Origin of the sequence: Winogradskyella epiphytica (assembly GCF_003217215.1) — a bacterium.
Lineage (GTDB): Bacteria > Bacteroidota > Bacteroidia > Flavobacteriales > Flavobacteriaceae > Winogradskyella > Winogradskyella epiphytica.
In genome coordinates, this window is sequence record NZ_QJTD01000001.1 from 276,409 (window position 1) to 289,234 (window position 12,826).

Annotated in this window: 15 protein-coding genes; 10 read left to right on the forward strand and 5 right to left on the reverse strand. The window is 34.4% G+C overall.

Features of this window, described 5'->3' with window-relative positions; all coding sequences use genetic code 11:
* Positions 1-18 precede the first annotated feature (18 nt).
* From DFQ11_RS01195 to xdhC, 3 genes are all read right to left on the reverse strand, one after another.
* Positions 19-510 carry a nucleoside-triphosphatase gene (locus DFQ11_RS01195; RefSeq protein ID WP_110473805.1) on the reverse strand — a complete coding sequence of 164 codons (492 nt, stop codon included), beginning with the start codon at positions 508-510 and terminating at the stop codon, positions 19-21.
* Positions 507-1,514 (reverse strand): hypothetical protein, encoded by a 1,008-nt coding sequence (locus DFQ11_RS01200; protein ID WP_110473806.1) that lies wholly within the window; start codon positions 1,512-1,514, stop codon positions 507-509. Before DFQ11_RS01200 ends, DFQ11_RS01195 begins: the two co-directional genes overlap by 4 nt.
* A gap of 89 nt (positions 1,515-1,603) precedes the next feature.
* On the reverse strand, positions 1,604-2,383 hold the full coding sequence (gene xdhC / locus DFQ11_RS01205) for a xanthine dehydrogenase accessory protein XdhC (RefSeq protein WP_110473807.1): 780 nt from the start codon (positions 2,381-2,383) through the stop codon (positions 1,604-1,606).
* 173 nt (positions 2,384-2,556) lie between these two features.
* Here xdhC and DFQ11_RS01210 point away from each other — a divergent pair, with 173 nt between their 5' ends.
* The 9 genes from DFQ11_RS01210 (at position 2,557) to DFQ11_RS01250 (ending at position 9,635) form a co-directional block, all read left to right on the forward strand.
* On the forward strand, positions 2,557-2,892 hold the full coding sequence (locus DFQ11_RS01210; RefSeq protein ID WP_110473808.1) for an arsenosugar biosynthesis-associated peroxidase-like protein: 336 nt from the start codon (positions 2,557-2,559) through the stop codon (positions 2,890-2,892).
* Positions 2,893-2,948: 56 nt separating this feature from the next.
* Positions 2,949-4,004 (forward strand): arsenosugar biosynthesis radical SAM (seleno)protein ArsS, encoded by a 1,056-nt coding sequence (gene arsS, locus DFQ11_RS01215; RefSeq protein ID WP_110473809.1) that lies wholly within the window; start codon positions 2,949-2,951, stop codon positions 4,002-4,004.
* A 53-nt stretch (positions 4,005-4,057) separates the two neighbouring features.
* The gene (locus DFQ11_RS01220) at positions 4,058-4,552 is read left to right on the forward strand and encodes a rhodanese-like domain-containing protein (RefSeq protein ID WP_110473810.1); all 495 of its coding nucleotides are present in this window, start codon (positions 4,058-4,060) and stop codon (positions 4,550-4,552) included.
* A complete protein-coding gene (locus DFQ11_RS01225) occupies positions 4,545-5,174 on the forward strand; it encodes a TIGR04282 family arsenosugar biosynthesis glycosyltransferase (RefSeq protein WP_110473811.1) in 630 nt (209 codons plus the stop codon). Before DFQ11_RS01220 ends, DFQ11_RS01225 begins: the two co-directional genes overlap by 8 nt.
* Positions 5,167-5,979, forward strand: a complete 813-nt coding sequence (locus tag DFQ11_RS01230; RefSeq protein WP_110473812.1) for a purine-nucleoside phosphorylase — start codon at positions 5,167-5,169, stop codon at positions 5,977-5,979. The genes DFQ11_RS01225 and DFQ11_RS01230 overlap by 8 nt, the downstream gene beginning before the upstream one ends.
* Before the next feature lie 205 nt (positions 5,980-6,184).
* Positions 6,185-7,153, forward strand: coding sequence for an arsenosugar biosynthesis arsenite methyltransferase ArsM (arsM, locus tag DFQ11_RS01235; protein WP_110473813.1), 969 nt, complete (start codon positions 6,185-6,187; stop codon positions 7,151-7,153).
* Between the two features lie 82 nt (positions 7,154-7,235).
* Entirely contained in the window at positions 7,236-8,117 is an 882-nt protein-coding gene (locus tag DFQ11_RS01240; RefSeq protein WP_110473814.1) for a sterol desaturase family protein, read from the forward strand.
* On the forward strand, positions 8,114-8,839 hold the full coding sequence (locus DFQ11_RS01245; protein ID WP_110473815.1) for a DUF547 domain-containing protein: 726 nt from the start codon (positions 8,114-8,116) through the stop codon (positions 8,837-8,839). The genes DFQ11_RS01240 and DFQ11_RS01245 overlap by 4 nt, the downstream gene beginning before the upstream one ends.
* A gap of 40 nt (positions 8,840-8,879) precedes the next feature.
* Positions 8,880-9,635 (forward strand): TIGR04283 family arsenosugar biosynthesis glycosyltransferase, encoded by a 756-nt coding sequence (locus tag DFQ11_RS01250; RefSeq protein ID WP_110473816.1) that lies wholly within the window; start codon positions 8,880-8,882, stop codon positions 9,633-9,635.
* Positions 9,636-9,648: 13 nt separating this feature from the next.
* On the opposite strand, the gene DFQ11_RS01255 is transcribed toward DFQ11_RS01250, so the two are convergent.
* Positions 9,649-10,380 carry a metallophosphoesterase family protein gene (locus DFQ11_RS01255; protein WP_189342969.1) on the reverse strand — a complete coding sequence of 244 codons (732 nt, stop codon included), beginning with the start codon at positions 10,378-10,380 and terminating at the stop codon, positions 9,649-9,651.
* On the reverse strand, positions 10,380-11,390 hold the full coding sequence (locus DFQ11_RS01260; protein ID WP_110473818.1) for a glycoside hydrolase family 113: 1,011 nt from the start codon (positions 11,388-11,390) through the stop codon (positions 10,380-10,382). The genes DFQ11_RS01255 and DFQ11_RS01260 overlap by 1 nt, the downstream gene beginning before the upstream one ends.
* Before the next feature lie 118 nt (positions 11,391-11,508).
* On the opposite strand from DFQ11_RS01260, the gene DFQ11_RS01265 reads away from it, so the two are divergent.
* On the forward strand, positions 11,509-12,819 hold the full coding sequence (locus DFQ11_RS01265; RefSeq protein ID WP_110473819.1) for an NAD(P)/FAD-dependent oxidoreductase: 1,311 nt from the start codon (positions 11,509-11,511) through the stop codon (positions 12,817-12,819).
* Positions 12,820-12,826: the final 7 nt, after the last annotated feature.

Sequence of the window (12,826 nt, forward strand, 5' to 3'; positions counted from 1 at the left end):
TCGAAATAACATAAGGTTTTAATTGAGTGTTTTCAAATCTGCATTCGTTAAAACATGATAGTCAGAAATGGAATAATGTGTCAAAACATCTTGAAGCAAATAGTCTCTAACGACCAGTATTAGATGTTGGTGCTTATTCGTACTGAAATTTGGAATTAACACTTCAGCTGACCTATGCAGACCTTCATTTTTCAATTCTAACTTTCCGAGTTCGTCAATAATTAGATAGGTTCCTTCCAATTTAGACGCTCTAGAAATCAAATATTCATTGGCATGCTTAAAAGCCGCTTTTAAAAATTTAAAATTCCCTATTTGAATTAGCTCTTCAGCTTCAACTTCATTTATAACTTCTAATTCAAATTCAGCTTTAGATTTTACTTTTAAGAAATATCGTTTTCCCGATTCATTATCCGGGCATAATAAGCCATCGACATCAGTTCGATTTTTAGACCAGTTTAATAATGCCGTTGTTTTTCCTGATCTAATTTCTCCTGTAAAGATGTAAATCATTTTGATGACATTTTAAAATGAATACAATTAGAAATGCTATTCGCCATAAAATACTTAAATCGTGTATAACCTTTTAAGTGTTTTGTTTCTTTCCAAGTGAAGGCAATAATCTGTCGGAAATACGGAAATAAATCCATCGCATTACTAATATCCTCTTCGTACTTAGATTCTTTTTTTTGCAGATATTTTCGAATTAATTTCAATAAAAAAGGTCCAATCACCAAATACCAAAGCATTAAAATTAAGAAACTCCGTAAGACGATATAAGTGGCTTTTTGCCAACCAAATAATGTTCCGCCAAATAATGAAAATGCTAATACCATAACAGCCACAGTTCCTAACCAAACCCAAATAACTTTGGTTCTAAAAGGGACTTTTTTCTTACGATCAGAATCCTCTAAAGGTTTTGACTTTAGATAGAACTCCTCTTCGGGTTTATTTGCTATAATTTTGATGATGCTTTTAATGAACAATCCTGCCAACAGTCCTGCCACTCCGTAAACCACTAAATATAGCGTGACTAAAAATGTGGTTGTAGACGTTTCTGAAACAAAGTCTAATTTCTTTTGAACCCAAGCGCCATAAATATTAATCGCATCCCAAAGATTGGTTCCATAAACAATAGTCAGGATGAGTAATTTTTGAAGCGCTGATTCTAAAAAAGTCACTATTCCTAAAACCAGCAAAGTCAAACCTTTCCAAGAAAAATTCGATAATAAAAGTGCTCCAACAAGAGCTTGAAAACTCACAGCGACATAAGCTCCAAAAGGCGAATACGGACTCACCGCCATTTTTATGATTAAAACTATAATCAATGCTTTTAATATGGATTGCCATTTATTTTCGGCATAAAAAGCGATTAAGCTAATGAGCAAAATTGAAACACCACCTACAATCAGTCCTGTGAAGGGCGAATTGAACACATGTAAAAAACCACCTAATCCAGACTCATTTAAAGCCCAAAGCGCAGTTAATTTATCTATGATGGATTTGTTTCTTTTCATGTTTACTTCCTGTGAAAGTATGAATCTAATTTATGACTCCCTAAAGTCCCCTCGAGGGAACAATCCTCATCAAACATCTTAGCTATACATTATTTAGCAACGGATTTATAATGCACTTGCAGTAACTGTGCAACCACGCTAATGGCGATTTCTTTAGGTGTATCGCCACCAATATCTAAACCAATAGGACAAACTACATTTGTCATTCCTTCAGGAATATTCATCTCCTTGATAAGCATATTATTAAATCGCACTTTCTTGGTTTTACTTCCTATTAATCCTAGAAATTTAGTTTCGTTTTGTAAAGCCATGGAAATAATATCAAAATCGATAGCATGATTATGAGTCAATACCAATACATAACAATTAGTCCCCCATTTCACTGCGTCTTTAAATGTTTTAAAATCGGTTTCACTGACTTGATGGGTAATAACACTTTCGTTTAAATCTAAATTTGAAAACCAATTTTCTCGAGAGTCAATAAGATTTACTTTAAAAGGAGTGCCTTCTAAAAGCTTAACAATTTCAATTCCGATATGGCCTGCGCCGAATAAAAATAATTCTGGTGATTGATTCATAGGTTCTATCATAAATTCTACTTTTCCGCCGCAGCATTGTTCAAATTCTGGACCTAATGTATATGAAGATTCTATTATTCGGTTTTCATCTAAGGCGAGCATCGCTTCATCAGTGGCTTTAAATTCCAACTTCCCTCCTCCTATGGTTCCGTAAATTTGCTTGTCTTTTGTGACCAACATACGAGAACCAACCACGCAAGGTGTTGAGCCTAAACATTTAGTAACAGTTATAAAAGCCACAGGTGTATGCTTTCTTTTAAACTCTGATAATAGTTCGATCCAGTTATTCATTTTAAATACAAAAGAGAATTTAAAAATAAGGCTTTTTGAGGTAAGTCCTAATTGATTTTCAAATTAGAGTAAAAGCCTTTAAATAGTGTAATCTTTTGAAATTTTCTGTAATCTTTAAGAATTAACTTCGACAGAATACTGTATATTGATTTTTCTAAATAAAAAACAATTTCATGTCTAAAACATATTACGACCCAGCAGATTTACGAAAATTTGGAAAGATCACGGAATGGAGTGAAGAACTTGGAAATAAATTCTTTGATTACTACGGAAAAGTCTTTGAAGAAGGCGCTTTAACCGCACGAGAAAAATCACTTATCGCATTGGCTGTAGCACATACAGAACAATGTCCTTACTGCATAGATGCTTATACAAAAGACACTTTACAACGCGGTGTTACCAAAGAAGAAATGATGGAAGCTATTCATGTTGGTGCTGCTATAAAAAGTGGAGCAACCTTAGTACATGGTGTACAGATGATGAATAAAGTGAATAAATTAGACGGTTAGAATTCGAGCTTCAACCAAATAATTTCACAAGAATTACAAATAAGAGACCCCAATTAATGGCAACAAAATCCTTACATAAATTAGGAAGCGATTTAGCGCAAAGCAATAAACAATTAGAAATACTCTCCAATGGTATCTTTAAAAATGGTGAACTGCCAACGTTTAAAGACAAGATATCGGAAACAAACCAATTTCCCCTTAAAGCTAAAAAATTAGAAATTTTACAAATTAATGTTGGCTATATGTGCAACCAAGTTTGCGATCACTGTCATGTTGATGCTGGTCCAGATCGGAAGGAAATTATGACTAGAGAGACCATGCAACAATGTCTTGAAGTCATAAGAAATTCTGGAGCACATACGCTTGATTTAACTGGTGGTGCTCCTGAAATGAATCCTGATTTTAGATGGTTTGTAGAAGAAGCAGCAAAAGTTGGAATTAAAGACTTTATCGTACGCTCTAACTTGACAATCATTAGAGCGAATAAAAAATATCACGACCTACCTGAGTTCTTTAAAAGGCATAACGTTCATGTGGTAAGTTCTATGCCACACTGGACACGTGGAAAAACAGATAAACAACGTGGCGATGGTGTTTTTGACAAGTCAATTAAAGCCTTACAAGATTTAAATGCCATTGGTTACGGAATGCCAGATAGCGACTTGAGATTGGATTTAGTATATAATCCTTCAGGTGCTTTTTTACCTGGTGACCAAACCTCGATGGAAAAAGATTTCAAAAAGGCCTTATTGGAAGATTTCGGAATTCAGTTTCACAACTTATTTGCGATTACCAATTTACCAATTGCACGTTTTCTAGATTACTTAATAGCTTCAGATAATTATGAAGATTATATGTATTCTTTAGTTGAAGCGTATAATCCTGCGGCAGTAACAAATGTCATGTGTACAAATACTTTATCTATAAGTTGGGATGGTTATTTATTTGACTGTGATTTTAACCAAATGTTAGAATTACCGGTGAACAGTAAGTCGAAACATATTTCAGAATTTAATGAAAAATTATTAGAAGGGCGAAACATTGTAATTTCGCAACATTGTTATGGTTGCACTGCAGGAGCAGGAAGCAGTTGTCAAGGTAGTGTTGCTTAAGTAATCCATAAAAAAGTAGGACTTGGAAGGTTTAGCGTAACTCAACTTATATTATGAAAAACAAAATTTTATATCTACTGATATGTCTTTCTAGCATAAGTTTTGCTCAAGAATCAATTTCAGAACTGCTTGAAAAGTATAACAACCATAGCGTTCCTTATATATCTGTACAAGAATTAGCCATGCCGAAAACGGAGGCCATTTTACTCGATGCAAGAGATTATAAAGAATATGCCGTTAGTCATATTAAAAACGCAATTCATGTTGGTTATGATAATTTTGATTTAAAAACGCTAAAGAAAAACATTCCTGAAACCTCTACTGCTATTGTGGTGTATTGTACAATTGGTGTCCGTTCCGAGCGTATTGCAGAACAACTTAAACAATATGGATACACCGATGTTTATAATTTATTTGGTGGTATTTTTGAATGGAAAAACAACGATTTCCCAATCTATAATTCCGACAATAAGGAAACAGAAAAAGTACATGTTCACTCCAAGGATTGGGCTAAATGGTTATTAAAAGGTATTAAAATTTATGACTAAAGCACTGGTAATCGTTTTTGTAAAAAACATCAAATTAGGCACTGTAAAAACAAGATTAGCCAAGACTATAGGAGACTTAGGTGCTTTTGAAGTTTATACTGAATTGGTTAAAATCACTGAAAAAGCAACCGAAGAAATCGAATTTGACAAACGCATATACTTTTCTAATGCTGTCGTAGATTCTCAATGGCCTAAGGATTTTAAAACCGTTCAAACTGGTGTTGATTTAGGTGAGCGTATGATGAATGCCTTTCAAGATGGATTTGACGATGGTTATGAAAAGATAGTCTTAATAGGATCTGATTTACCCGATATTAATTCGACACACATTGAAATGGGAATTGAAGCCTTAGATACTAACGATGTTGTTTTTGGTCCAGCAGAAGATGGAGGTTACTATTTGGTTGGCTTATCTAAAATGAACAGAGATATTTTCTTAAATAAACCCTGGAGTCAGCCTAATTTATTAAAGCAAACGTTACAAGAGTTACAGAGCAAAGAAATTTCTGTGAGTACCTTAGCCATTTTAAATGATATTGATACTTATGAAGATTTAATAGCTTCTGATTTTTATAAATCGAATTTAAAATTACAAGAAAAAATACAGCAACTCAATGATTAAAGCAATAACCGAAAGCACAGAATATTTACAAAATAAAGGTTTTGATGCTCCTGAAGTAGGCATCATTTTAGGAACGGGATTAGGGCAACTTATTGGTGAGATAGAAATACTTGCCGAAGCCAGTTATAATCATATTCCAAACTTTCCAACCGCAACTGTGGAGTTCCATAAAGGAAAACTCATATATGGAATTCTGGAAGGCAAAAAAGTAGTCGTGATGCAAGGTCGCTTTCATGTTTATGAGGGTTATTCCTTGCAAGACGTGACCTTTCCGGTAAGAATAATGGAAAAACTAGGCATTACAACTCTATTAGTTTCCAATGCCGCAGGAGCCATTAACTTAGATTTCAAAAAAGGTGAAATCATGCTGATTGACGACCATATTAATTTACAAGGCAGTTCACCATTGGCTTTTAAAGGTGTTTCAGAACTAGGTGAACGATTTGTAGATATGAGTGCGCCTTATGATTCTGAATTGAATTCCAAATTTGAAAGTATTGCAAAAGCAAATAATATCCAATTGCACAAAGGGGTTTACGCCAGTGTTGTTGGACCACAATTAGAAACTAGAGCAGAATACCGAATGCTTAAAACAATTGGAGCTGATGCTGTTGGAATGAGTACAGTACCTGAAATTATTGTAGCTAATCACTTAAAACTAAAAACAGCTGCCGTATCTGTTTTAACCGACGAATGCAATCCAGACGATTTAAAACCGGTAGATATTAGTGAAATCATTGCCATGGCTGCAAAAGCAGAACCGAATATGATCACTCTTTTTAAGGAAATAATTAAAACACTTTAAAAAGTTTATAGACATAGTATTGTTTACAGAAAAAGTTAATAATTGTTATTTTAAGATAAGAGAGGGCTTTTAAGAATTAGATTTCAGTCCTAAATCAATTGTCGAGCTTTGAACATTATTTGATTTGTTTCTTATCAAGACTAAATGAACGGAAAGAAAAACAGAATTAAAAAAAAAGATTCCTGCCTACGCAGGCACAAAAAATATGAGTTATTTAGATACCACACACAACGTTTATAAAGAAGCAGCACTTACACCAGATGTTGGTCTATGTTGCACAACCAATCCAATTTGGGAATTACCTGGTTTAAAAATCCCGAAAATCATGCAAGAAATGAACTACGGCTGTGGTTCTACGGTTCATGCGCGCGATCTAACCAACAATCCAAAAATGCTTTATGTTGGTGTTGGTGGCGGTATGGAGTTATTACAATTTGCTTATTTCAATCGTCAAAAAGGAGGTGTTATTGGTATTGATGTAGTTGACGAAATGCTTGAAGCTTCACGTAAAAATTTTAAAATCGCTGAAGAATTAAATCCTTGGTTTAAATCGGAATTTGTCGATTTAAAAAAAGGCGATGCTATGAATCTTCCTGTAGAGGATAATAGTGTTGATGTTGCTGCACAAAATTGCTTATTCAACATTTTTAAAGCTGATGATTTAAAAAAGGCTATTGCTGAAATGTATCGTGTTTTAAAACCTCACGGACGTTTAGTGATGAGTGACCCTACTTGTGAGCAAGACATGAATGAAGAATTACGTAACGACGAAAGATTACGCGCTCTATGTTTAAGTGGAAGCCTACCTATTGCAGAATATGTAAAGGCTTTAACTGATGCAGGATTTGGAACGATAGAAATTAGAGCTAGAAAACCGTATAGAATTTTGGATCCGAAAAACTATCCTACAGATGATTTAATATATATTGAATCTATAGAAGTCGCAGCCATTAAGGATCCTATGCCTGCAGATGGACCGTGTATTTTTACTGGAAAAGCTGCTATATATTATGGCGAAGAGGATTATTTTGACGATAAGGCTGGACATGTTTTACTGAAAAATCAACCTTTAGCTATTTGCGATAAAACAGCTGGCGATTTAAAAGCATTAGGCAGAGACGATATTTTCATTTCAGAAAGTACCTATCACTATGATGGAGGTGGATGCTGCTAAACAATGTACTTATTTAAACATTTAGAAAAAGATTGAACTCATATAAATACTAATTAACTGTTCCGTTTTAAAGGAATTAATGATGGGAAAGTATATTGACATTATTAAAAATTCTTATTCCGGCTATTGGAATTACATTAAACAATCTGTTTTAATGGAATTGAACTGGGAGAATTACTTCTACGGATTAATTATCATCTCACTTATTGTTTGGGGTTTAGAGGCACTTTTTCCTTGGCGAAAAAACCAATCGTTGTTTCGTAAGGACTTTTGGCTAGACACCTTTTACATGTTTTTCAATTTCTTTTTGTTGAATTTAATTGTACTGATTGCCTTATCAAATACGGCTGAAGCCCTATTTAATGATGTTCTAAGCGTGGTTGGTTTATCCGTTTCAAGTTTTCAATTGTTAGACATTAACGAACTTCCTTTTTGGCTTCGAATATTAATCTTTTTTATTGTCATTGATTTTGTACAATGGTGGACACATAGGCTATTACATAAATCTGAATTTCTTTGGAATTTCCATAAAGTTCACCACTCTGTAAAAGAAATGGGCTTTGCTGCACATTTACGATATCATTGGATGGAACCCGTAGTCTATAACTCCTTAAAATATATTCCATTGGCTATTATAGGTGGTTTTTCGGCACAAGATGTCGCCTTAGTCCATTTCTTTAATATTACGATTGGACATTTAAATCACGCTAATATTGGTTGGGATTATGGTTGGTTTAAATACATTTTCAACAACCCAAAAATGCATATTTGGCATCACTCAAAAGCTTTACCTGAAGAACGAAAATATGGTGTAAATTTTGGAATAACTCTAAGTCTATGGGATTATATCTTCAAAACAGACTATATTCCTCACGATGGTAGAGATATTGAATTAGGTTTTGAAGGAGACGAAAACTTTCCGGAAGACTTTGTGAGTCAGGAATTATATCCATTAAAAAAATGAAATCATTCTTAATCATAGTATCTACCCTAATTGTTTCAACTTCATTTGGAAGACATCCTAATAATGAAAATATTCCTGACATTTTCAATCATTCGATTTTTAATCGATTATTAGAAAAACATGTCTCAAAACAAGGAACGGTAGACTATGAAGGGTTTCAATCCGATTCAAAAGAACTAAAAAAATATATTGAATCACTGCAAATGCAAAGGCCAAATGCCTCTTGGTCTAAGCACAAAAAACTCGCCTATTGGATAAATGCTTATAATGCTTTAACAATTGATTTAATCCTTCAGAATTACCCTTTAAAAAGCATAAAAGACATCAAAAACCCATGGGATCAGCGTTTATGGAAGTTTGGCGATAAATGGTTGAACCTTTCTGATATAGAGCACGAAATTCTCAGAAAAATGAATGAACCTCGAATTCACTTCGCCATAGTTTGCGCTTCTGTTTCTTGCCCTAAATTACAGAATACTGCATTTTCTGAATCTCACCTGGATGAACAATTAACAAAAGCGACCAAGGAGTTTTTATCAGATAAAACGAAGAATGAACTTTCCAAAGACAAGATCAAAATATCCAAAATATTTAGATGGTTTAAAAAAGACTTTGAACACCATGGCAGTTTAATTGATTTTTTAAATCAGTATTCTGACATTAGCATTTCAGCCAAGGCACGAATAGGATATACTGATTACAATTGGGATTTGAATGATTAACTTTTAATTTTCGTAACTCCCAGCAAGAACAGATAAGACTATGACTCACCAAATTTCAATTATAATTCCTGTTTTGAATGAAGTTGAAATTATTGGAAATCTTTTGAGTTATTTATCTAACAATTCCACCGCAACACATATTTCAGAAATCATTGTGGTTGATGGCGGAAGCACAGATGGAACTTTAGACCTTGTTCGATCTTTCAGTAAAATAGATCATACTGAAAAAACCAATTCTATAGCGAATTCAAAATTAAAGCATCAACCAAACATTATTCTAATTGACTCTTTAAAAGGAAGAGCAAAACAAATGAATCTTGGTGCCAAAAATGCCCAAGGGAACATTTTATATTTTCTTCATGCCGATTCTTTTCCACCTAAAGATTTTGACCAATTTATTATTAACGAGGTTCAAAAAGGAAATAAAGCGGGTTGTTTTAGAATGCAATTTGATTCTAATCATTGGTGGTTACGACTTGCTAGTTGGTTAACCCAATTTTCTTGGCGTGCTTGCCGAGGTGGTGATCAAAGTCAGTTTATAACCAAGGAACTGTTCGATGATATTGGTGGATACGACGAAAATTATATTATCTATGAAGACAATATTCTAATTAACGAGCTCTACGCCCGACAGGAATTTAAAGTCATCAATAAAAAATTAAAAAACTCAGCTCGATTGTATAGAACCCATGGTGTTTGGAATCTTCAATATCACTTTTGGACTATTTATGTAAAAAAATGGTTGGGTGCTTCAGCCGAGGATTTGCTGGCTTATTATAATAAACATATTCATTAAGACTAGTCAAACATTATTTTCTATTCCGTCCCTGTTCATTCGGATACAAATCTATTAACTTATCACTCTGAAAAACCTCTTTGGTTTTCAAGTCTATTGCCGACAAAGGTCCTGTAAAAGCGGCTCCAGTATCAATATTCCAGACATTCATCGCATTCATAGGTTGGTCTTGCTGATAATTAATCGTCGGTGTATGTCCAATATAAATTTCCGAATAATGTTTTAATCGCTTAGGATAAATAGCGGCATCTTTCTTAATTCGTTTATCAACGGTTAGGGCCATTTCCCAAAGAGTTCTATCAAAATAAAAGCTTCGTCTATCAACCTCTCTTTCAACCCCATGCATAGACGTAAATCCAGCATGAATAAAAAGACGATTTTCAGAATCGATATGATAAGGCTCCATAGTCTCAAAAAAATCGAGATGCTTGGATTTTTCCTCTTTGGTAAAATCTTTATAACTTTCTATTGCTCCCAATCCGCCATGCTCTAACCAAATTTTACTTTCAATTCCCGAGGCCAACCAATCCTCACACCAATAATCGTGATTCCCTTTTATAAAAATGCAGGAATTGGTCTTAGACAGCTCAATTAAATATGAAATCACTTGAGCCGACTCACTCCATCCATCTACATAATCTCCCAGAAAAATAAGTCTATCATTAGCCGTCACTTTCGCTCTTTCCAAAAGTTGAACCAAGCCTTTTAATCCGCCATGAATATCTCCAATAACTAATGTTCGCATTATTTATATGTTTTATAATAAGTTCTAATCACCTCTTCTGCAGGCTTATTCTGTGGTGTAAATTGATTATCGCCCTGCCCTCCACTGTTTTCGTAGTTATGAAACCATTTCCAAACAAATCCGCCAGCAAACCATGGCTCATGCCAAAATACTTCAAACAAAGCTTCAGTGGCATTCGCTTGTGCTTCTAAATTCAGGGTTTTAATTTTATGATCACTTAACCATGGCTCTCGACCGGCATAATCCATATTCCGATAACCGTATTCTGTAAACAAGATGGGCTTATTCAGTTGTTTCGACCATGCTTCAATTTGGGGTTTATGTTTGCTCCATCCTTCGATATAATCCTTAACGGTAGGTGCTTGTTTGTCGCTCAATGGGAAATAAGCATCGATACCAATATAATCTATTTCTTTCCAGAATGGTGTTCGTTTATATTCATCCCAATTTGAAGCATAGGTGAGTTTTCCATTATAAATTTCTCTAACCTTCGTAATCAAACCTTTCCAAAATTCTGGTCGTGCTGCAATAAAATTTTCCAATTCGGTACCAATACAGAACAATTCAGAATTAGTTTCTTCGGCCAAAGCAGCGTACTCTAAAATAAAGTCAGTATACGATGTTTCAAGAGTTTTCCAATCCTCTTCGGTATTCATCTTTATTAAACCGGTAAACTCACCACGCCAAACCCAAATCTGTGGTTTGATCATAATTTTAATGCCTTCACTTTTTAAAGTTTCGATATACTGTTTAGCACCAGATCGTGTTTCACCATACCACTGTCTTTCGGTATTATGTATTATTTCTGGATGCTCTAATTCCTTAATAAAACCAAACGGCATAATCGCAGCATAGTTTGCGTTCAGTTGAACTACGGGTTGAACATGTTGTTGTGAAATTGTGTCACGAGAAGCTACAAAGCTAACACCATTCATTTTTTTTAAAGGAAGTGGTGCTGAGGCACAGCCAATTAAAATAAGCACTAAAATGGAACTGAAAAAACACCGCATACCTTTAAAATATTTCCTAAATTTAAAGAAAAAGCACTATAGGATTAAGGTTTTAACAAAACCTTCGACATATAAAAAAATAAGAATTTAAATTCAATCGACTTCTCATACGAAAAACATGGAGCATATTGTAATCATTGGTAACGGAATTGCGGGAGTTACAGCAGCTAGACACATTCGAAAATTATCTGATAAAAAGATTACAATTATTTCTGCCGAAACTGACTATTTCTTCTCTCGTACAGCTCTAATGTATGTGTATATGGGACATATGAAATTTGAACATACCCAACCTTACGAAAATTGGTTTTGGAAGAAAAATCGAATAAATCTTAAAAAAGCCTATGTAAACAAAGTTGACACCGATACAAATACCTTGTATTTTGCTGAAGGTGATTCACTTCAATACGATAAACTCATTATTGCCACAGGAAGTAAGCCTAACAAATTTGGTTGGCCTGGACAAGATTTGAAAGGTGTAATGGGCATGTATCACAAACAAGATTTAGAGCAACTTGAAGTCTTTGCGCCAAACAATAAAGTATGCCAACGTGCAGTGATTGTCGGTGGTGGACTTATAGGAATTGAACTAGCAGAAATGCTGAATTCTCGGGATATTCCAGTCACGTTTTTAGTCCGTGAATCGAGTTTTTGGAATATAGTTTTGCCAAATGGAGAAAGTGAAATGCTTAACAGACATATTAAAAATCACCATATCGATTTGCGATTATCATCAAACTTAAAGGAAATAAAATCAGATAAAAACGGACAAGTGAGCTCTGTGATTATTGAAGAAACAGGAGAGGAAATCCCTTGTAATGTTGTTGGATTAACCGCTGGCGTGTCTCCTAATATCGACTTTTTGAAAGATTCTAAAATCGAAATAAATCGCGGTGTAAAAGTGAATCGATTCTTAGAAACAAATATCCCTAATATTTATGCAATTGGTGACTGTGCAGAACAACATGAAGCCATAGGAAACCGCAGACCTATTGAAGCGGTTTGGTATACCGGCCGAATGATGGGAGAAACTTTGGCTCAAACTATCTGTGGCAACCGAATGGCATATAAACCTGGGCATTGGTTTAATTCTGCTAAATTTTTAGATATTGAATATCAAACTTATGGTTGGGTATTTGGCGATGTTGGACGGCCTGATTATGAAAAGCATTTTCATTGGAAACACGACGATGACACCAAGTGTATTACCATAGCTTACCATAAAGACACAAAAGAATTTTTAGGAATAACCACCTTCGGAATTAGAATGAGGCATGAAACGTTTGATCGATGGCTCACTGAAAAACGTAATGTAGATTATGTAATTAACCATCTTAGCGAAGCGAATTTTGATCCAGAATTTTACAGCCGATTTGAAGATAAAATTCTCTCAACCTACAAAGCTCAACAACCCTCATTAGCCTCATAAACTCAAT

Coding starts and splice junctions, on each gene's coding strand:
- DFQ11_RS01210 (WP_110473808.1), top strand. CDS start 2,557: ATGTCTAAAACATATTACGACCCAGCAGATTTACGAAAATTTGGAAAG.
- DFQ11_RS01230 (WP_110473812.1), top strand. CDS start 5,167: ATGATTAAAGCAATAACCGAAAGCACAGAATATTTACAAAATAAAGGT.
- DFQ11_RS01220 (WP_110473810.1), top strand. CDS start 4,058: ATGAAAAACAAAATTTTATATCTACTGATATGTCTTTCTAGCATAAGT.
- xdhC (WP_110473807.1), bottom strand. CDS start 2,383: ATGAATAACTGGATCGAACTATTATCAGAGTTTAAAAGAAAGCATACA.
- arsS (WP_110473809.1), top strand. CDS start 2,949: ATGGCAACAAAATCCTTACATAAATTAGGAAGCGATTTAGCGCAAAGC.
- DFQ11_RS01245 (WP_110473815.1), top strand. CDS start 8,114: ATGAAATCATTCTTAATCATAGTATCTACCCTAATTGTTTCAACTTCA.
- DFQ11_RS01225 (WP_110473811.1), top strand. CDS start 4,545: ATGACTAAAGCACTGGTAATCGTTTTTGTAAAAAACATCAAATTAGGC.
- DFQ11_RS01255 (WP_189342969.1), bottom strand. CDS start 10,380: ATGCGAACATTAGTTATTGGAGATATTCATGGCGGATTAAAAGGCTTG.
- DFQ11_RS01195 (WP_110473805.1), bottom strand. CDS start 510: ATGATTTACATCTTTACAGGAGAAATTAGATCAGGAAAAACAACGGCA.
- DFQ11_RS01200 (WP_110473806.1), bottom strand. CDS start 1,514: ATGAAAAGAAACAAATCCATCATAGATAAATTAACTGCGCTTTGGGCT.
- DFQ11_RS01250 (WP_110473816.1), top strand. CDS start 8,880: ATGACTCACCAAATTTCAATTATAATTCCTGTTTTGAATGAAGTTGAA.
- DFQ11_RS01260 (WP_110473818.1), bottom strand. CDS start 11,390: ATGCGGTGTTTTTTCAGTTCCATTTTAGTGCTTATTTTAATTGGCTGT.
- arsM (WP_110473813.1), top strand. CDS start 6,185: ATGAGTTATTTAGATACCACACACAACGTTTATAAAGAAGCAGCACTT.
- DFQ11_RS01240 (WP_110473814.1), top strand. CDS start 7,236: ATGGGAAAGTATATTGACATTATTAAAAATTCTTATTCCGGCTATTGG.
- DFQ11_RS01265 (WP_110473819.1), top strand. CDS start 11,509: ATGGAGCATATTGTAATCATTGGTAACGGAATTGCGGGAGTTACAGCA.